Below are 19107 nucleotides of genomic sequence, written 5' to 3'. Positions count from 1 at the left end.
CACTTCCAAAAGTGTCTTGCCCAGTATGCGCATGGCTCTGTGCCAGCTCGTTCCGACTACTCGACTGTCGAGATCGTGTCCGAATGTCAGACCTGACCCCGGCTTTTCTTCTGGTCGCCAACTTTCCTGTGGCGGCAGGCCGCCGCGTTGATAGAATGGTCAATGCGTCAATATCACGGGAACAGCATGGACAAGACAAGCCGGGGCAGGGGAACGGGGCGCGTGACGCTCGAGCAGGTCGCGGGCATGGCCGGGGTGTCGATCATGACGGCATCGCGCGCGCTGAGCCAGCCGAAGCTGGTGTCCGACGCCACGCGCAGCAAGGTCGAGCATGCCGTGGCCGAACTGGGTTACGTGCCCAATCGCGCCGCGCGGGCGCTGGCGTCGTCGCAGTCGCACGTGATCGTGGTGCTGGTGCCGTCGCTGTCCAATGCCGTGTTCACGGCCGTCCTCGAAGGCATCCATGACGCCGTGGCCCCTGGCCAGTACCAGCTCCTGATCGGCAATACCTATTATTCGCAGCTCGAAGAAGAAAAGCTGCTGCGCACCTATCTGCAGTCGAACCCCGATGGCATCCTGTTCTCGAGCCAGGTGCGCAGTCCCGCCGTGGCCAAGATGCTGGCGGCATCGAAGGTGCCGGCGGTGGCCATGATGGACCTGTCCGATGACCCGGCCGTGCTGTCGGTCGGCTTTTCGCAGTACGAGGCCGGCATGGCCATGACGCGCCACCTGATCGCCAAGGGTTACACACGCATCGGTTTCATCGGCGCCCAGCTCGACGAGCGCACGCTGCGCCGCGCCGACGGCTATCGCGCCGCGATGGCGGCGGCGGGTCTGGCCGATCCTGGCCTCGAGCTGATGGTGCCCGAACGCTCGACCATCGCGCTGGGCGCCGGCCTGATGGCGCAGTTGATGGCGCTGCGGCCCGACTGCGACGCCGTCTTTTGCTGCAACGACGACCTGGCCCACGGCGCCGTGTTCCACTGCCAGCGGCAAGGCATCCGCATCCCGCAGGACATCGCGGTATGCGGCTTCAATGACTTGCCCGCATCGGCCTGGATGATGCCGTCACTGACCACGGTCGACACGCCGCGCTACCAGATCGGCTTCGAAGCGGCCGGCCTGCTGCTGCAGGTGATCAGGGGCGAAGAACCGGCCGAGCGGCGCATCGACCTTGGCTTCACGCTGCGCGACCGCGAAAGCGCCTGAGCGGGATCAGTAGGTTTTATAGGGCAGGAATTTGCCCGACAAAACCACATTCACGCGGTCGCCTTTCGGGTCTTCGGTGCGCTGGATGTCCATTGAAAAATCGATGGCGCTCATGATGCCGTCGCCGAATTCTTCGTGAATCAGTTCCTTGATCGTGGTGCCGTACACGTTCACCATCTCGTACCAGCGATAGATCAGCGGGTCGGTGGGCACGGCCGTCGGCAGCGAGCCTTTGTACGGCACGATCTGCAGCCAGGCGATCGCTTCGTCCGACAGCTCGAACAGCTTGCCGACCGCTTCGGCCTGCGGTTTCGTCAGCGTCATCTGGCCCAGGCAGGCCGCGGTAGTCCATTCCTTCGACAGGCCCGTGGCCTCGGTCACGTCGCGCCATTTAATGCCCTTGCGGACTTTCGCGGATACGATCAGTTTGGTGACATCTTCACGGCATGAAATCATGTTGGCTGCTCCAGAAAGTGATTGGGATGTACGTGCTCACGCTTTACCTCAGCAAGGCGCGTGCCATGCAGGAGGTCGATGGCGAAGCAGATGGACCAGGCCGCCAAGCCAGGCAAGAGGTCACCACGACGCCCGCAAACTACGCACTGCGCGGGCGCAGCCGCCCGAAATGGGTGCACGGGTGGCGGGTTTACATTTCCAGGCCGCGAGCGCACAATCGCGGTATATTTGTTAGCGGTAACATAAGGCAATGACGACAGAACCAACGGGCGATAACAAGGGTACGGCCTGGGTCATCATGGGCGTGAGCGGCTGCGGCAAGAGCCAGATCGGCGCGCGCCTGGGCAACCAGCTCGGCGTGGAATTCATCGAGGGCGATGCCTATCACTCCGACGTGAACATCGCGCGGATGTCGGCTGGTACGCCGCTGACCGACGACGACCGCCACGACTGGCTCGTGACGCTGCGCGACCTGCTGGCCAGGCGTGAGGGCGGGGCGGTGCTGTCATGCTCGTCGCTCAAGCGCAGCTACCGCGACCTGCTGCGGGGCGCCGGCGGCGACGTGCGCTTCGTGCACCTGGCCGGCGAGCGCAGCCTGCTGGCCGAACGTGTCAGCAATCGTCCCGGCCACTATATGCCGCCATCGCTGCTCGACAGCCAGCTGGCCACGCTCGAACCACTGCAGCCGGACGAAGCGGGTATCACGCTCGACATTCGCGATACGCCGGCGCAGCTGGTGGCGCAGATTCTCGCAAGCGCCTAGGCGCTGCCTGCCGGCGCGCTCGGCGCCGGTGTCCTGAAGCGGGCCACGTCGCGCATCGGCGGCAGGCCGAACATGCGCGCGTATTCACGGCTGAACTGTGATGCACTTTCGTAGCCGACCGTGAATGCCACCGACGCCGCGTCGAACGGCTCGAACAGCAGCAGCCGGCGCGCCTTCAGCAGGCGCAGGCTTTTCTGGTACTGGATCGGCGTCATCGCGGTGACTGCCCTGAAGTGGCGATAGAACGCCGCGACGCTCATCCCGGCCAGCGCCGCCAGGGGGCCGACCCGCAGCGGCTGCGCCATGTGTTCGCGAATCCAGTCGATCGCGCGGCGCACCTGCGACAGGCGGCTGTCGGCGCGCGCGATCTGGCGCAGCAAATCGCCATGCGGCCCCTGGAGCACGCGAAACAGGATCTCGCGCTCGATCAGCGGCGCCATCATCGCCACGTCGTCAGGCCGCGCGACCAGCTGCATCATGCGCAGCCAGGCATCGATCAGGTCTGGGCCTGCCTGCGCCACGCCAACGTCCGGCCCATGCGGGACCTTGCCGGCGTCGGGCAGGTCGGCCAGCATGGCGGTAATGATGGCCGGTTCCAGCGCCAGGCTGACCGCGAGATACGGCGCAGCGCCCGATTGCGCGGTGACCTGGCCCAGCGCCGGCAAGGCCACCGGCACGATGAAGTAGCCGGGTGCCTCGATGTGCACCACATGGCCGCCGATGGACAGGCTCTTTGACCCTTGCAGTACCAGGTGCAGCATCGGGCCATAGACCTGGTTCGAACACGCTTCGGCGCGCACCATCGCCACCCGTGGCAGGCCGGTCGCGGTCCAGGTGTCGCCTGCGGTCATTGCAATGGCGCGCAGCGCATCCATCGATACGCTGCCTGCTTTGCCTGTCGCATCGGTGATCGCTTTATCCATGCCCGAATATAGCACCGGCCACGCCGGCGCAACGGGCTTTGAGAAGAATAGGCAAGCATGCGCGAAGAACCGGCATGTGGTGCACGCCGCGCCTGCGTAGCATCGTCCTTGTCGCCGGCGCCATTGGGCTTCGGGACACATCGACCAAGGACACACCATGAAACTGACCAATAAAATCGCCGTCGTCACCGGCGCATCGAGCGGCATCGGCGCCGGCATTGCCCGTGCATTCGGCGCCCAGGGCGCCACTGTCATCGTGAACTACGCCAGCAGCAAGGCGGGCGCCGATGCGGTGGTCGCCTCGATCGAGGCAGCCGGCGGCAAGGCAGTCGCGCTGCAGGCCGACATGAGCAAGGCAGCCGAGGTGGCGGGCCTGTTCGAGCGCGTAAAAGCCGATTACGGCACGCTCGACATCCTCGTCAACAATGCCGGCGTGGCCATCTTCGAGATGGTGGCCGAGATGACCGAGGACGCGTTCCATAAGCAGTTCAATATCAACGTGCTTGGCTACTTCCTGGCGATTCGCGAAGCACTCAAGGTGTTCAAGGATGGCGGCAGCATCATCAACATCAGCTCGATCCTGAGCACCGATCCGTACCTGGCCTCGAGCGTGTACGCCGCCACCAAGGGCGCCGTCGATACGCTGACGTTCGCGCTGGCGCGTGAACTGGGACCGCGCGGCATCCGCGTCAATGCGATCCTGCCGGGCCACACGAACACACCCGCCACCGCCGGCAACTTTGACGGCGATTTCGGCAAGATGCTGATTGCCGGGACGCCGCTCGGCCGCTTCGGCGAGCCGGAAGACATCGCGCCGGTGGCCGTGTTCCTGGCATCGAGCGACGCGCACTGGGTCACCGGCGAATCGCTGCGCGCCGCGGGCGGCGTGCGCGGTGTGGGCTACTAGGCCCCGGCAGGATTCCACGATGACCAGTCTCGTTCCCACCTCGCGACGGCGCTCGCTGGCCTTGCTCACCGTCCTGGCGGCGCAATGCATGTTCGCGATGGACCTGCTGATCGTGGTGGTAGCGCTGCCGCGCATCGCGCATGACCTGGGTTTCAGCCCAGCCGGGCTGACGTGGGTGCTCAATGCCTTCGGGCTCGCGTTCGGTAGTTTGCTGCTGCTCGGCGGCAGTCTGGGCGACATGCTGGGCCAGGTGCGGGTCTTTCGCAGCGGGATCGCCTTGTTCGTCCTGGCCTCGCTGCTGGGCGGGCTGGCCACGACGCCCGGCATGCTGATCGTCGCCAGGGTACTGCAGGGGGCCGGCGCGGCGTTTGCGGGGCCGGGCGTGCTGGCGCTAGTGATGGCGATGGCGCGCAGTCGTGCCGAGCAGGCGCGCGGCATGTCGCTGTTCATCGCTGTCTCGTCCATCGGCGCCTCGGCCGGGCTGCAGGTTGCCCGGTTGAAAATTCGGCGGTGGCCGCGACAGGCCGGTACCGACCTATTGCGGACGGTCGAAACGAGCATGGTTACCTAGTTGCGAGCGCGCTGTACGCAAACGAATACCTCACCTAGCGTCAGTTTTTCGCTCCAAATTTCACCTAGAATAATTCCGTGCTTAGCGTTCAGGTCATCAGTGAACGTCTCAAGCTCCAACGCGTCCGCAACCCAACGATTTGGGTATAAGTCGCGATAAATTTCCCAAACTCGGTCGTTCGGACTGAACTTCAATTTCTCACTGTCCCGAAAGGCAAATGCAGAAGTGAAAAGCAACAGGAAGTCTCGTATGTCGTCCTTGGGAACCTGCGGAAAAGCTCTACGCCACTGAGCGCCCTCGCACTTTCGAGACTGATATCTCTTCGGCAGACTAGTTCCGAACCTTAGCCAGAGTACCGATAGCAGAATCAGGAAACCCACTGCTGCAAGCATGTTCATAGCGTTCCTCCTGGTTCATTGGCGAACGACCGCTCCTGGCCGAAAGCGGAAGTTGTCAGAGCATGTCCGCCCGCGCGTCTTGTGTCAAACTTTATTGCTTTGCGTCCGACTTCATTGTTTGTTCACAGCACACCGAGCATGGCGCTGATGCTGCCCCCCGGGCAGCGCCACGTTCGCTGCCATGCCATGCACATCGGGTAATTTGCGCGGGACATACCGATTGGTTTGACGCAGGTAAAAAATCGGACTATATTTTTTACAGCAAATTGGAAAGGTTTCCAATTGCGTTTTCCGCACCAAAACCATTCGAGACCAACGCAAAGTTGGCGGCGTGTGGCACGGCAATCCGGCACGGCCACATTTTCTTGTCGTGAGAAAAGAGGAGTCAACGTGAGTCACCTACACCAGCAATACCGCTCCAAATGGAAGCCTTTCCAGATGCTAGTCGCCGGCCTCGCGCTGGCGTGGAGTGCGCAAGCCACCGCCAGCGTTACCAATCCCGTCATCGGCCAGTTGCTGTGGTCCGAGGAATTCAACGGCAACAGCGTCGACACTGGCGTGTGGAATCTGCAGGACGGGAACGGTTGCCAGATTGGCCTGTGCGGCTATGGCAACGCCGAGCTGCAGTACTACAGTCCCAACAACGCCACCATTGCCAACGTGCCGTTTGAATCGGGCACGCGCGCGCTGGCGATCCAGGCGCGCAGCCAGACCGTGGGCAGCAATCTGTTCACGTCGGCGCGGCTCGACTCGCGCAACAAGGTGCAGGTGCAGTACGGGATGATCGAGGTGCGCATGGCCACGCCGAACCTTGGCACCGGCCTGTGGCCCGCTGCCTGGCTGCTGGGCGTGAGCCCGCAGACCTGGCCGCGCAACGGCGAGATCGACATGATGGAGATGGGCCACAAGGCCGCGGCGCGGGCCGAGGGCGGGGCGCCGTCGTCGAACCACTTCGTCGGCGCCAACGTGATCACCTGGCAGCAGGCTGCCTGCGTGTCCGGCAACGAGAGCTGCGCCGCATCGACCGCGTGGCAGACCGATAACTGGCACGTACCGGCCACCTCGCTGGCGAACCGTTTCGTCACCTACCGCTTCTACTGGACCGAGAGTGAAATGCGCTTCTCGGTCGTCGACAACGGCGTCGAACACAATCTGTACAACGCGCCGCTGCCGGTCAATTCGAGCGCGCTGCAGGCGCCGTTCTACCTGCTGCTGAACATGGCCGTCGGCGGCAACTTCACCGATGCCGCCAATGCCAGTCAGGTCACGGCGCCGCTGCCGGGCACGATGTATGTCGACTACGTGCGCGTGTACCAGCTCGATGGCAAGGGGCAGGTCAAGCTGGGCAACCAGAGCGCGCCCGAAGTGGCGGGCAAATTCGGCATCTTCACCGATAACACGGCGGTCAATGCCAAGCTGGTGGCGGGCACCAGTTCCGACATCTTCCTTTGGAATGCCGCGTCCAGCGGCGCCGGCAACACGGCGCCGTACGAAGGCAGCAACGTCATCGCCTGGAACTACACGGCGCCCGGCCAGTGGTTCGGCGGCGGCATTCAGGCCCGCCAGGTGCGCGACCTGTCGAACTACCGCACCAATGGCACGGTCAAGTTCCGCATCAAGATCCCGGCCAACGTGGGCTTCCGGATCGGCGTGGGCGACACGTTCACCAACCAGAACTGGGTGAACTTCCCCGCCAATACGACCGCCTATGGGCTCACGCGCAACGGACAGTGGGCGCAGGCGTCGATCCCTGTCTCGACGCTGCTCGGGCCCCTGGTGGCGGCGCAGTCGCTGTACGACATCTTCATGATCTCGAGTATCGACGGCAGCCTGCCCACATCCAGCTTCCAGTTCGCGATCGACGATATTGTCTGGGAGTCGGGCGGTGGCGGCACCACGACGCCGCCAGCGCAGACCGGGCCGACATCGGTGAGCCAGACGTCATCGACGATGCTGCAGTTCCGCACCACCACCGGCAGCTGGGCCGACGTGCACTACACAGTCAACAACGGCGCGCAGCAGAACGTGCGGATGCAGCTGGCCAATGGCGTGAACACCTTCACGGCGGGCGGTCTGGCGATCGGCAACGTGGTGCGCTACACCTTCACGTACTGGGACACGGCGCGCAACGCTGCCGTCGATACGGCGCAGCAGACCTACACGATGCAGTGATCTAGGGCACCAGCACCTGCAGGCGATACCTGCGGCCCGCCTCGATATTGTCGATGCGGGCCGCAGCCAGTTCAACGCCGTCGCAGGTCACCGTCACGCGCCCGACTGCGCCGCGCCGGATATCCACCTCGAACGTCGCACCGCGGAAGCGCCGCGTGACCGTCATGCCGGGCCAGCCGGATGGCAGTTGCGGATTGACCGTCAAGCCATTCGCATCACCCTTCAAGCCACACAGGCCTTCGATCAGGCAGCGATAGACCCAGGCCACGGTGCCCGTGTTGAACAACTGGCTCGAGCGCCCGGCGGTGCGCGGGTACTCGTGGTACGCGCCGCGGTAGTAGTTGGGGATGAATACCGGCAGCTGGCCGCGCTGCAGATAGTCGGCCAGGTCCGGGCCGGGAATCATCTTGCGCAGTGCGTCGAAGGCGCGGTCGGCCTCGCCGATCGTGTACAGGCTGAAGATGTAGAACACGGCAGCGTGGTTGTAGACCGCGCCATTCTCGGCCGAGCCGGGATGCTTTTGCGTGACGCGCCCGATGTCTTCGCGCATCGCGCTGTAGGGCGGGGCGAACATCTGCATGCCGTAGGGCGTCTTCAATTGCGCGTCGATCTCCGGCAGCATCTGCGCGCGCTGCGCGTCGTTTGCGGCGCCCGACAAAAATGCCCAGCTTTGTGGGTTCAGGTAGATGCGGCCTTCGGTATCTGCGGCCACGCCGAACTTGACGTCGTCGTCGGTGATGCCGCGTGCGAACCAGCTGCCATCCCACAGATGCGTGTTGGCAGAGGTGTTCATTGCTGCCGCGCCGTCGCGGTAGCGTGCCTCCATCGCGTCGTCGCTGCGCGCGGCGCAGACGTCGGCCCACAGGTTCAGCGCGTAAGCGGCCGCCACGGTCAGCCAGCCCGAGACGCCACGGCCCTTGTAGCCGACCATGTTCATCGGATCGCACCAGTCGCCCTGTTCGATGTAGGAGAGGCCCCGCGCATCGCGCCGCTCCAGCAGCCAGTCCATCGCCAGGCAGATGCGCTCGAACGCGGATTTGACGTCGCCGCCGTGCGCAGCGACCGGCATGTCAAGGATGGCCGCGTCGCCTGTTTCATCGAGATAGGCTTGCAGGCACACGGGCAGCCAGACGCAGTGGTCGGTGTGCGGGATCTGGTTGATGTATTTGAGTTCGGCGCCTTCGAACAGCAGGATCCCGTCCGGCATGGCGCCATTTTCTTCCTGCTGGCTCAGCGCATGCAGGAAGGCAGCACGGGCAGCGGCCGGCTTGACGAACACCATGCCCATATTGTCCTGCAGGTAGTTGCGGGTCTGCGGGTCGGTGCTGAGACGATTGACGTCGCCGTGGTAATACACCTGGCGCGCCAGCCACGTGTTGACGAAATTATCCAGCTCGGGGTCGGGCGTGGCGATCTGCAGCACGCCGTCGCCCTCGGCGATGTAGGCGGCGTAGTCGCGCGCGGCAGCGGCGAAGCCTTCTTCGCTCAGGTAGCGCTGGCGCAGCAGGGCAATCTCGGCGTCGTTGAACGCAGGGCCGAACAGCAGGCGGCGGGTGGCGGCCTCGCCGGGCGCCAGGGCCAGGCGATACTGGACGACGGCGGCTGGCGTTTCGTAGCGCGCATCGCCGCAGGGCAGCAGCGCGGGCGCCAGCGTCGACGGCGCATGCAGGCCGCCTTCGCCTTCGAACACCTTTTGCCCGGTTTCCCAGGCATCCGGCGCTTGCTCGCACAGCAGCACCGTGCGGTCTTTCAGCAGGCGGTTCTTGAAGAAATCCTCCAGCTTCTGGTACGGCGTGATGCAGGTCGCGACGATGCCGCCCAGGTCATGCCGGTACTCTGCCGACTGGTTCATCCACGACATGTAGCCGACCGTGAAGTACGGGTAGATGCTGATGCGGCGCGGGCGCGCCGACAAATTGGTGACGGCCACGGTCCACAGTTCGGCCACGTCGTCGACCGGCAGCGCCAGCGTCAGGTCGATGCGGATACCCAGCTTTTCGATCGTCCATTGCAGGTCGGTGCGCCCGACCGAGAACGCATAGCGATCAAGGCCACCGCGTACCGGTTCGTACGGCGCCGAAAACAGCTCGCCCGTGTCTTCATCCTTCACGTACACGAAGCGGCCCGGATGGTGGGCATAGTAATTCTGCTCCGGCTGCATGAACGATTTTGCTTCCATGTTCGGGCCGTGCGAGTACTTGCCGGGTTCGGGCTGCATGAACTGCGCGGTGGCATAGCCGCGGCAGGTCGTCTGGATCATCATCCTGCGGTTCCACAGGAAGCCGCCTGCCTGCGGCATGGCGGTCGGGCTGGTGAGCACATAGCGGTCGTCTTGCGGGTACAGCATCGGGGCAATCTCCATTGGAATCATGGCGCCGCCTTGCGCGCGGCCAGTTCGGCGCCCATGCGCGCCAGGGCCTTGGCGTCGAGGTTATACAAGCACATCACCAGCACGGCCACCAGCGCAAAGGCGGCCGGCACGAACGACATCAGCCAGACGATGCCGGCCTGCGAGCCGACGCTCTGCGCCGCGTTGGGCACGTAGCCGAGCCAGGTGAAGACGGCGCCGATGACGCTGACCGCCACCGCGGTGCCAAGCTTTTGCGAGAAGGTCGCGGCGGCGAAGGTCATCGCGGTGGCGCGCCGGCCGGTGCGCCATTCGTTGTAGTCGGCGGTGTCGGCATACATCGAGAACGCCAGCGGCGACTTGGGCCCGAGCACGAAGCCCAGGCCCGCCTGCAGCACGAACATCAGGTCGATCCGGTCGGCGGGGATCAGGAAGAACAGCGATGACAGCACGGCCGTGCAGCTCATCAACAGGATCATCAGGCGCTTCTTGTCGATGAAGCGCGTGAGCAGCGGCGTGCAGGCCGCGCCGATGGCCGCAAACACCATATAGGTCGGCACGAAGGTCGCCATCAGCTCGGGGCGGCCGACGACGTACTTGAAGTAGTAGGCCGAGGTCGTGGTGCGCAGCGTGATCGTCACCATGATCACCAGGGCCAGCACGAACAGCACGACCCAGGGCCGGTTGGCCGCCAGGTCGCGGATGTCGCGCCAGACGTCGTTCTTCTGGCCGGGCGGGGGCAGCACGCGCTCGCGCGTATTGAGAAAGGTAATCAGGAACATGACCGATGCCGCCACGCTCCAGGCGAGCATCGTCAACTGCCAGCCGCGCACGTCGTCGCCAGCGCCGAGCCATGCCACCATTGCCGGCGTGGCGGCCGTTACCAGCGTGCTGCCGGCAAAAGCAAAGATGAAGCGCAGGCCGTTGATCGTCGAGCGCTCCTGCGGATCGTTCGAGATCACGCCGGAGAGCGCGTTGTAGGGAATGTTCACGCAGGTGTAGCAGACCATCATCGCCAGATAACTGCCGTAGGCCCACAGCAGCTTGCCGTTGGCATCCAGGTCGGGCGTGGTGTAGGTGAGCACGGCCGCTGCGCCAAGCGGGATCGACATCCAGATCAGGTAGGGCCGGAACTTGCCGAAGCGGGTATTGGTGCGGTCGGCAAAGGCGCCGATCACGGGGTCAGTGAAGGCGTTGATCAGCTTGATCGAGGCGAGCAGGGTGGCTGCCTGCGCCGCCGAGATGCCGAAGGTGTCGGTGTAGAAGATCAGCAGGAAGGTGGCAATATTGGCCCAATAAAAATTGAAGCCCATGTCTGCCACGCCATAGCTGATCTTTTCTCGCCAGGCGAGGTTGCCGCCCGTCGCCACAGGTGTCTCAGGCCCGCGCTTGAACATTGATTGTCTCCAGATATTTTTATAGTGATGCCAGCGTTGACTGATAACGCTAACATCGGGCAAGTATGGCGCTGCCGGGATGGCGTGTCAACACACTGCAGCGCGCCGACGTGTCGTACTGAAATATGGTGGTTTTGATCATTGCTCTACGCTGCAGGGGCAGCTTGCCATACCACGCTTTGACTAGAGGAGTTGACTGACCACCATGATCCTGTCGGCCCGGATGCAATTTCTGATGAATCGCTTGCGCGAGCGGCTGTGGGTCAAGCCCATGATCGCCTGCGTTTTATCCGTTGCCGGCGTGGCGCTGGCGCACCTGGTCGACAGCATCCCGATCGACTGGAAAGTGCCGGAGATTGCGCAAGGCTCGATCGTCGACCTGCTCAAGGTGATCGCCGCCAGCATGCTGGGCGTCGCCACTTTCGCTGTCGCGTCGATGGTGGCCGCGTATGCGTCGACCGGGCAGTCGGCCACCGAGCGTGCGTTTCCGCTCGTGATCGCCGATGACGTTTCGCAGAACGCGCTGTCGATCTTTGTTGGCGCCTTCATTTTCGCCATCATCGGCCTGAGCGCTACCACCAACGATTACTTCGGCAAGCCGGGCCGGTTCACCCTGTTCGTGTTGACCCTGCTCACGCTGGTGATCGTCGTGCTCGTGTTCGTGCGCTGGGTCGACAGCATTGCGCGCCTGGGCCGCCTGGGCGCCGTGATTGCCCGGGTCGAACGGGCGGCCGCCGAAGCGATGGCGCGCCGCACCCGGCTGCCTTGCATGGGCGGCATGGTGGCCTTCGGCCCACCGGCCGGCCTGGCCTTTCACAGCCAGGCGAGCGGCTATCTGCAGCGGGTGGACATGGATGCGCTGCAGCGCATCGCCGCCGAACGCAAGCTGCGCATCACGCTGGCGGTTGCGCCCGGCGCGCTGATCGTCTGCTCGCGCCCGATCGGGTACGTGCTGCCCGATGGGCAAGACGCCGGTACGATCGAACCGGACCTGATCGCCAAGGCATTTATCATTGGACCACTGCGCCAGTTTGACGAAGACCCGGGCTTCGGGCTGGTCGTGCTGACCGAGATCGGCAGCCGCGCGCTGTCGGCCGGCATCAACGATCCGGGCACCGCCATTGTCGTGCTCAACGCGGTCTACCGGATCTTCGATGCGTGGACCCATCCCGATTTCGGCGTCGAGCCCGACCACGACCGCATCGAAGTGCCGCTGCTGTCGCTGGACGACATGTTCAACGATGTCTTCCCGCCGCTGGCCCGCGATGGCGCGGGGGTGCTGGAAATTGCGCTGCACCTGCAGTGGGTGTGCGGTGAACTGGGCCGCTGCGGAGATCCGCACCTGCGCGCCGTGGCGCAGCGCCAGGCCGACGAGGCCCTGGCACGGTCGGCGGCAGCCCTCGACTTCGCGCCGGATCTTGCGCAACTGCGCCGCAGGTATGCTGACTACTGGGAACCGGGTGGCGCGCAGCATGCAGCTCACCATGCCGAATTCGCGCGGTATGACAACGCAGCCAAAAATGCCTGATCGCGTTGTCACGACTGACATGCAGGCGGGGCCTGCTCCTGTCAGTGCGCGGTAGCGGGTGCGGCCGCAGCCGACGCGACCGGCACTGCTGCGCGTTTGGCGGTCTTGTCGTCACGCAGTTCTTCCGGATCGCGCAGTGGAATCATCAGGAACGCACTGAGCGCATACAGCCCGGCAAAAATCCAGATGATCCCTGCCACGCCGAGCGACGCGCTGAAGATGGCGACAATGGCTGGGCCGACCCAGGTGGATGCACCCGCGCCCAGGCTCAGCACCGACAGTGCAGCGGCACGGTTTTTCGGCACCAGGAGCGGCATCAGTGCCGACAGGGGTACGAAGCCGCCCAGCGTCATGCCGTACATCGCACCGAACAGTGCGGCGATGTAGAAGTTACCGATGAACAGCTGCGGCATGTAGAAGAACAGCGGGGTCGTGATGGCGCTGCCGACGGCGCCCATCCAGATGACGGTGTTGCGCAGGCCAAAGCGGGTAGCCAGGCGGCTCGAGATGATGTTGCCGGCAATATTCGCGACAAAAATCACCGTGACCAGGCGCAGCCACTGCTCCAGCGTGAAGCCGATCACCTCCATGAAGAAGCCCGGCAGCACGATGAAGAAGCCGAACATCGATGCGGTATTGATGGTGCGCACCACGCCGCTGAGCGAGGTCTTCGGCTCTTCCCACATGATCGAGACGCTGCCCATCAGTGACGTCAACGGCTTTTCACCGACTGGCGCCAGGCGCTTCGTGCCGGCGGCATCCTTCACGCACAGCAGGGCCAGTGCGGCGCCGGCAATCACCAGGATCAGCGACAGCCAGAACGTGGCCAGCGCACCGATCAATGGCACCGAGAAGCTGGCGACCAGCGCGCCGAGGGTCGGCAGGCCGGCCGCATAGGCGACCCAGAACCAGCCCATCGCCAGGCCCAGCTTCTTGGCCGGCGTGGCGGCCACGATCCAGACCAGGAAGCCGTAGGCAAACAGCGGATAGCCGAAGCCGCGCAAGGCGTAGCCGGCCAGCATCATCGGGTAGCTCATCTGGCCGACGCCGAATGTCAGGAACACCACCTGGAACACGACCCAGATACCGGCGCCGATCAGCATGACTTTCTTCGGACCCCAGATATTCGACAGCGCACCGGCACACCAGGAACCGATCGCCACGGTCACGCCATACACGGTGAACAACACCGCGATATCGGCTTCGACCATGTTTTTCTGGGCCAGGTAGGGCGCCAGATAACCGAGTTCGACGCCATCGCCGATCATGAAGATCAGCAGGCCGACGAAGCCCCACAGCAGTGAGCGGGGAATCCCGAGCTTGTCGCACAGCCGGTCGAGGATACCCGGTTGGGAGGAGGGGAGATGTGGCGATGCCGTTGGCATGCGGTTTGTGGTTGGAGACAAATTAGCACCTGCAAAATCGTGGCGTTCGTGAACGCGATGGGCGACCCGGAAGGGGCGAAGTGCGCGCAGCGGGGGCGCGTGGTAGGGCAGTTCCGGAGAGGAACTCAGGGCAAGGATGCCCGTGACATGCCGTGGGAACGGCAAGCAACGACACGTGACCGCGCCATTACGTGAGACCGGAGTTGATCTTTCCAAATAGTATCACATTTGCACAAATGTGCTAACTTGTTAGTGAATTTGATGCGGATGTGCGACGTTGTTGAAAAATACGGTCACAAAGCAAAAAACCGCCGTGCCCGGAGCGGGGACGGCGGTTTTTGCAGGCAGTGGCTGGAAGTTTAGAACTCTTCCCACTCCGCTTCATTCATCTTGGTCGTGGCGACTGGCTTGCTGGCTGATTTGGCGATCGGCTTGCTGACAGGTTTGGTTGCTGGCTTTTCCGCAGTCTTGCTCACTGGCTCTTCGGCAGTCATATCAGCAGGGGTAACTGCAGGCGTGACAGCAGACTTGGCCTGTGCACGCGGCGCTGGCTTGCTCAGTGCCGGCCGTGCCGGTGGCGGACGCTTGACGGGCGTGCTCACCACGATCGGGGTCGTGTGCGCGGCGTCGAGCTTGAACACATCGACCACCTGTGCCAGGCGCTTGGCCTGATCCTGCAGCGACGCCGTGGCGGCAGTGGCTTCTTCGACCAGTGCGGCGTTCTGCTGGGTTGCGTTGTCCATCTGGCCCATGGCCTGGTTGACCTGGTCGATGCCGGTGATCTGCTCCTGGCTGGCCGACGAGATCTCGCCCATGATGTCGGTCACGCGGCGGATCGAGTCCACCACTTCGCGCATCGTCGCGCCGGTCTGGTCGACCAGCTTGGTGCCGGTATCGACTTTGTCGACCGAGTCGCCGATGAGGCCCTTGATTTCCTTGGCGGCCGCCGCCGAGCGCTGCGCCAGCGTACGCACTTCGGACGCCACGACCGCAAAGCCGCGGCCCTGCTCGCCGGCGCGCGCTGCTTCCACGGCAGCGTTCAGGGCCAGGATGTTGGTCTGGAACGCGATGCCGTCGATGACGCTGATGATGTCGACGATCTTGCGCGACGACTCGTTGATCGAGCCCATTGTGGCGACGACCTGGTCGACCGAAGCGCCGGCCTGCGTCGCGACGCTCGAGGCGGCAATCGCCAGTTGGTTGGCCTGGCGCGCATTGTCGGCGTTCTGGCGCACGGTGCCCGTCAGTTCTTCCATCGAGGCAGCGGTTTCTTCCAGCGCGGCGGCCTGTTGTTCGGTACGGCTCGACAGGTCGAAGCTGCCGGCGGCGATCTCGCCCGAGGCGCCGCTGATGGTCTGGGTGCCGGTACGCACTTCGTCGACGATCTTGGCCAGGCTGGCATTCATATTGCCCAGCGCGCGCAGCAGGGCGCCCGTTTCATCGCTGGCGCTGCTGTCGATGCGCACGGTCAGGTCGCCAGCGGCGACTTGTTCGGCAGCCTGCACGGCGCGGCGCAGCGGCCCGGTGATCGAGCGGGTCAGCAGCCAGGCGAAGACGCCGCCCAGCAGCAGGGCGCCGGCTGCCAGCGAACCGATGACGACGTTGCCCCGTTCGGCGGTGCGGGCAATCATCGCAGCGCTGTTGCTGATGTGCTGTTGTTGCAGGTCGACCAGGTCATGGACGCGCTCTTCGTAGGCCTTGGCGGCCGGCGTGAATTGCTGGGTCAGGATCTGTTCAGCCAGTTCGGTATTGCCATCGGCCTTGGCCTTGATGGCGCCGTCGCGCGCCTTGCTGTAAGCGGCGCGGTGTTCCATCACCGACTTGAACAGGGCGGTTTCGTCGTCACCGCTAATTAACGGCTCGATCTTCTTGACCAGGTCGGCCGACAGCTTGCCGGTGGCGGCCGCGTCTTCCTTGAAGTAGGCGGTCAGCGAGCCGTCGCTGCTCTTGACGATGGCAGCGGTGCGGCGCACGGCGGCGAAAATCTGCGTGTACCACTCGGCGATCATGCGTTCTTTCGCGAGCGGCTCGGCCAGGATGATCTGCGTTTCTTGCGCGACCTGATTCAGGCGCCAGACGCCGACGGTCGCGATAATGACCGTCATCATGAGGGTCAGTGCGAACCCTGCTGCCAGTCGCGTGCCGATATTGAGTTTGATAAAGTTGCCCATGTGTGATCTGCGTGAAATGTGTGAATGCGGCGCGGTCCAGCACCGGGAATAGGTGGCCAGCCGACGATCTCGACTGGCGTTGTCATTGACGTGAAGTTCGAGGTTACTGGTCCCGATTATTGCCCAACTGAAATTAAAAAGCACTCAAAATGGGTGGTAATTGGTGATTTTGTGATCGGCCAGCGACAGTGTTGCTAGAGAAGTTAACGCCTTGATATGAGGCGATATTTGCCGCTTTAAGGTATAATTTCTATTTCCCGCGTGTGCCGTTCGGCACCATCAGCACAATGACCAAATTCGTATTCGTCACTGGCGGCGTCGTCTCTTCCCTGGGCAAAGGGATTGCAGCCGCCTCCCTCGCCGCAATCCTCGAGAGCCGCGGTCTCAAAGTCACCATGCTCAAGCTCGATCCGTACATCAACGTCGATCCGGGCACCATGAGTCCAACCCAGCACGGCGAAGTGTTCGTCACCGACGACGGCGCCGAGACTGACCTCGACCTTGGCCACTACGAGCGCTTCATCAGCACCCGCATGAAGAAGGTGAATAATTTCACCACCGGCCAGATCTATGAATCAGTGATCCGCAAGGAACGTCGTGGCGAATACCTCGGCAAGACCGTGCAGGTGATCCCGCACATCACCAACGAGATCCAGGATTACATCCGTCGCGGCGCCGAAGGCGTGGACGTGGCGCTGGTCGAAATCGGCGGCACCGTCGGCGACATCGAGTCGCTGCCATTCCTCGAAGCGGCGCGTCAGCTGTCGCTGCGTTCGGGCCGCAAGGGCGCCGCATTCGTGCACCTGACGCTCGTGCCGTTCATCGCTTCGGCCGGCGAACTCAAGACCAAGCCGACCCAGCACAGCGTGCAGAAGCTGCGCGAAATCGGCATCTCGCCCAACGCGCTGCTGTGCCGCGCCGACCGCCCGATTCCCGACGACGAACGCGCCAAGATTTCGCTGTTCGCCAACGTCGAAGAGCAGGCCGTCATTTCGGTGTGGGACGTCGACACCATCTACAAGGTGCCGCAAGTGCTGTGCGACCAGGGCCTGGATGACATCATCCTCGAAGCGCTTGGCCTGGAAGCACCAAAAGCCGACCTGTCGATGTGGACCAAGCTGATCCACACGCTCGAAAATCCAAAGCACGAAGTCACGATCGGCATGGTCGGCAAGTACGTCGACCTGATCGAGTCGTACAAATCGCTGACCGAAGCGCTGCGCCACGCCGGCATCCACACCGAAAGCCGCGTCAACATCGAGTACCTCGATTCCGAAGAAATCGAAACCCGCGGCTGCGACCATCTGGCCAAGTACGATGCGATCCTGGTGCCGGGCGGCTTCGGCAAGCGCGGCGTCGAAGGCAAGATCGCCGCTGCCCGCTATGCCCGCGAAAACAAGATCCCGTATCTGGGCATTTGCCTGGGCATGCAGGTCGCGCTGATCGAGTACGCACGCAATATGGCGGGCCTGGCCAACGCCAACTCGACCGAGTTCGATCCTGAAACCGACCAGCCGGTCGTCGCCCTGATCACCGAGTGGCAGAACCACGACGGCAAGGTCGAAAAGCGCGACACCAATTCGAACCTGGGCGGCACGATGCGCCTGGGCGCGCAGACCTGCGCCGTCAACCCGGGCACGCTGGCCGCTGAAATCTACGGCAACGTCGTCACCGAGCGTCACCGTCACCGTTACGAAGGCAATAACCACTACCTGCCAAAGGTCGAGGCTGCCGGCCTGACCGTATCGGCACGTACGCCGAACGAAGACCTGTGCGAAATCATGGAACTGCCACGTACCGGCGCGAACTCGCACCCTTGGTATATGGGCGTGCAGTTCCACCCCGAGTTCAAGTCGACGCCGCGCAACGGCCACCCGCTGTTCACGTCGTTTATCCGGGCCGCCCTGGCGCACCAGGCATCGAACACCAACACTGCCGCCAACGTTGAACTGGCCGCACCAGCACTCCAAGGAGATGCAGCATGAAACTCGCCGGATTCGACGTCGGCCTCGAGCACCCGATCTTCCTGATCGCCGGCACCTGCGTGATCGAATCGCGCCAGATGGCGATGGACACGGCAGGCACGCTCAAGGAAATCACCGCGGCACTGGGTATTCCGTTCATCTACAAATCGTCGTTCGACAAGGCCAATCGCTCGTCGGGCAAATCGTTCCGCGGCCCTGGCATCGAGAAGGGTCTCGAGATCCTGGCTGACGTGCGCCGCGAAATCGGCGTGCCGGTCCTGACCGACGTCCATGACGCCGAAATGATCCCGCATGTCGCGAGCATCGTCGACGTGCTGCAAACGCCGGCGTTCCTGTGCCGCCAGACTGACTTCATCAACGCCTGCGCGCGTTCGGGCAAGCCGGTCAATATCAAGAAGGGCCAGTTCCTGGCCCCGGGCGACATGAAGAACGTCATCGACAAGGCGCGCGCCGCTGCGCGCGATGCCGGCCTGGAAGAAGACAATTTCATGGCGTGCGAACGTGGCGCCTCGTTCGGCTACAACAACCTGGTGTCGGACATGCGTGGCCTGGCCATCATGCGCGAATCGAACTGCCCGGTGGTGTTCGATGCGACCCACTCGGTGCAACTGCCGGGCGGGCAGGGCACGTCGTCGGGCGGCCAGCGCGAGCACATCCCTGTACTGTCGCGCGCCGCCGTGGCGTCGGGCATTGCCGGCCTGTTCATGGAAACGCACCCGGATCCGGCCAATGCGATGTCGGATGGTCCGAATGCAGTGCCGCTGGCGCGCATGAAAGAGCTCCTGACGACCCTGGTCGAGATCGACCGCGTCGTCAAGAAGTCGCCGTTCCTGGAATTCGACTTCAAGTAACCGTTCAGGTTTGGATGCACCGTGTTGCGGGTATCCCTGAGGGA

14 protein-coding genes are annotated in these 19107 nt (G+C 63.6%); 8 read left to right on the top strand and 6 right to left on the bottom strand.

What is annotated here, in order from left to right:
- Window positions 1–186: 186 nt before the first annotated feature.
- A complete protein-coding gene (gntR, locus tag AC56LH_RS13630) occupies window positions 187–1209 on the top strand; it encodes an HTH-type transcriptional regulator GntR (RefSeq protein WP_499646830.1) in 1023 nt (340 codons plus the stop codon).
- Between the two features lie 6 nt (window positions 1210–1215).
- Here the strand turns inward: gntR and cynS are convergent, their stop codons facing one another.
- Window positions 1216–1665 carry a cyanase gene (gene cynS, locus AC56LH_RS13625; protein ID WP_332531442.1) on the bottom strand — a complete coding sequence of 150 codons (450 nt, stop codon included), beginning with the start codon at window positions 1663–1665 and terminating at the stop codon, window positions 1216–1218.
- Window positions 1666–1915: 250 nt separating this feature from the next.
- Between cynS and AC56LH_RS13620 the strand changes: the two genes are divergently transcribed.
- On the top strand, window positions 1916–2428 hold the full coding sequence (locus AC56LH_RS13620; RefSeq protein ID WP_499646828.1) for a gluconokinase: 513 nt from the start codon (window positions 1916–1918) through the stop codon (window positions 2426–2428).
- On the opposite strand, the gene AC56LH_RS13615 is transcribed toward AC56LH_RS13620, so the two are convergent.
- Window positions 2425–3351 (bottom strand): AraC family transcriptional regulator, encoded by a 927-nt coding sequence (locus AC56LH_RS13615; RefSeq protein ID WP_499646826.1) that lies wholly within the window; start codon window positions 3349–3351, stop codon window positions 2425–2427. The two genes, AC56LH_RS13620 and AC56LH_RS13615, sit on opposite strands and share 4 nt — an antisense overlap.
- Window positions 3352–3508: 157 nt before the next feature.
- Between AC56LH_RS13615 and AC56LH_RS13610 the strand changes: the two genes are divergently transcribed.
- The 3 genes from AC56LH_RS13610 to AC56LH_RS13600 all read left to right on the top strand — a co-directional run bounded on the left by AC56LH_RS13610 (window position 3509) and on the right by AC56LH_RS13600 (window position 7399).
- Window positions 3509–4258 carry an SDR family NAD(P)-dependent oxidoreductase gene (locus AC56LH_RS13610; protein ID WP_499646824.1) on the top strand — a complete coding sequence of 250 codons (750 nt, stop codon included), beginning with the start codon at window positions 3509–3511 and terminating at the stop codon, window positions 4256–4258.
- Window positions 4259–4277: 19 nt separating this feature from the next.
- Window positions 4278–4829: an MFS transporter gene (locus AC56LH_RS13605; protein ID WP_499646822.1), complete on the top strand. Its 552-nt coding sequence runs from the start codon at window positions 4278–4280 to the stop codon at window positions 4827–4829.
- A gap of 788 nt (window positions 4830–5617) precedes the next feature.
- Window positions 5618–7399 (top strand): glycoside hydrolase family 16 protein, encoded by a 1782-nt coding sequence (locus AC56LH_RS13600; protein ID WP_499646820.1) that lies wholly within the window; start codon window positions 5618–5620, stop codon window positions 7397–7399.
- 1 nt (window position 7400) lies between these two features.
- Here AC56LH_RS13600 and AC56LH_RS13595 read toward each other — a convergent pair whose 3' ends face one another.
- Both AC56LH_RS13595 and AC56LH_RS13590 read right to left on the bottom strand, forming a co-directional pair.
- Complete coding sequence (locus AC56LH_RS13595) at window positions 7401–9770, bottom strand: GH36-type glycosyl hydrolase domain-containing protein (protein WP_499646818.1); 2370 nt, start codon at window positions 9768–9770, stop codon at window positions 7401–7403.
- Window positions 9767–11143, bottom strand: a complete 1377-nt coding sequence (locus AC56LH_RS13590; protein ID WP_499646816.1) for an MFS transporter — start codon at window positions 11141–11143, stop codon at window positions 9767–9769. Before AC56LH_RS13590 ends, AC56LH_RS13595 begins: the two co-directional genes overlap by 4 nt.
- A 235-nt stretch (window positions 11144–11378) precedes the next feature.
- Between AC56LH_RS13590 and AC56LH_RS13585 the strand changes: the two genes are divergently transcribed.
- The gene (locus AC56LH_RS13585; protein ID WP_499646814.1) at window positions 11379–12671 is read left to right on the top strand and encodes a DUF2254 domain-containing protein; all 1293 of its coding nucleotides are present in this window, start codon (window positions 11379–11381) and stop codon (window positions 12669–12671) included.
- A gap of 41 nt (window positions 12672–12712) precedes the next feature.
- Here AC56LH_RS13585 and AC56LH_RS13580 read toward each other — a convergent pair whose 3' ends face one another.
- Window positions 12713–14056: an MFS transporter gene (locus AC56LH_RS13580; protein ID WP_499646812.1), complete on the bottom strand. Its 1344-nt coding sequence runs from the start codon at window positions 14054–14056 to the stop codon at window positions 12713–12715.
- Between the two features lie 359 nt (window positions 14057–14415).
- Window positions 14416–16227: a methyl-accepting chemotaxis protein gene (locus tag AC56LH_RS13575; protein ID WP_499646810.1), complete on the bottom strand. Its 1812-nt coding sequence runs from the start codon at window positions 16225–16227 to the stop codon at window positions 14416–14418.
- 287 nt (window positions 16228–16514) lie between these two features.
- Here AC56LH_RS13575 and pyrG point away from each other — a divergent pair, with 287 nt between their 5' ends.
- Together pyrG and kdsA are read left to right on the top strand one after the other, a co-directional pair.
- On the top strand, window positions 16515–18212 hold the full coding sequence (gene pyrG / locus AC56LH_RS13570) for a CTP synthase (RefSeq protein WP_499646808.1): 1698 nt from the start codon (window positions 16515–16517) through the stop codon (window positions 18210–18212).
- Window positions 18209–19063: a 3-deoxy-8-phosphooctulonate synthase gene (gene kdsA / locus AC56LH_RS13565; protein ID WP_183555582.1), complete on the top strand. Its 855-nt coding sequence runs from the start codon at window positions 18209–18211 to the stop codon at window positions 19061–19063. The genes pyrG and kdsA overlap by 4 nt, the downstream gene beginning before the upstream one ends.
- Window positions 19064–19107: the final 44 nt, after the last annotated feature.

The sequence above is a fragment of the Telluria sp. LT1R51-2 genome (assembly GCF_059685775.1).
Note: the sequence above shows the minus strand (reverse complement) of the source record. Positions and strands in the feature narration are given on the sequence as shown.

Bases quoted from the DNA above. Each gene is read 5' to 3' on its own strand.
- AC56LH_RS13620 (WP_499646828.1), top strand. From the start codon at position 1,916: ATGACGACAGAACCAACGGGCGATAACAAGGGTACGGCCTGGGTCATC.
- gntR (WP_499646830.1), top strand. From the start codon at position 187: ATGGACAAGACAAGCCGGGGCAGGGGAACGGGGCGCGTGACGCTCGAG.
- cynS (WP_332531442.1), bottom strand. From the start codon at position 1,665: ATGATTTCATGCCGTGAAGATGTCACCAAACTGATCGTATCCGCGAAA.
- AC56LH_RS13595 (WP_499646818.1), bottom strand. From the start codon at position 9,770: ATGATTCCAATGGAGATTGCCCCGATGCTGTACCCGCAAGACGACCGC.
- kdsA (WP_183555582.1), top strand. From the start codon at position 18,209: ATGAAACTCGCCGGATTCGACGTCGGCCTCGAGCACCCGATCTTCCTG.
- AC56LH_RS13575 (WP_499646810.1), bottom strand. From the start codon at position 16,227: ATGGGCAACTTTATCAAACTCAATATCGGCACGCGACTGGCAGCAGGG.
- AC56LH_RS13610 (WP_499646824.1), top strand. From the start codon at position 3,509: ATGAAACTGACCAATAAAATCGCCGTCGTCACCGGCGCATCGAGCGGC.
- AC56LH_RS13585 (WP_499646814.1), top strand. From the start codon at position 11,379: ATGAATCGCTTGCGCGAGCGGCTGTGGGTCAAGCCCATGATCGCCTGC.
- pyrG (WP_499646808.1), top strand. From the start codon at position 16,515: ATGACCAAATTCGTATTCGTCACTGGCGGCGTCGTCTCTTCCCTGGGC.
- AC56LH_RS13605 (WP_499646822.1), top strand. From the start codon at position 4,278: ATGACCAGTCTCGTTCCCACCTCGCGACGGCGCTCGCTGGCCTTGCTC.
- AC56LH_RS13590 (WP_499646816.1), bottom strand. From the start codon at position 11,143: ATGTTCAAGCGCGGGCCTGAGACACCTGTGGCGACGGGCGGCAACCTC.
- AC56LH_RS13580 (WP_499646812.1), bottom strand. From the start codon at position 14,056: ATGCCAACGGCATCGCCACATCTCCCCTCCTCCCAACCGGGTATCCTC.
- AC56LH_RS13615 (WP_499646826.1), bottom strand. From the start codon at position 3,351: ATGGATAAAGCGATCACCGATGCGACAGGCAAAGCAGGCAGCGTATCG.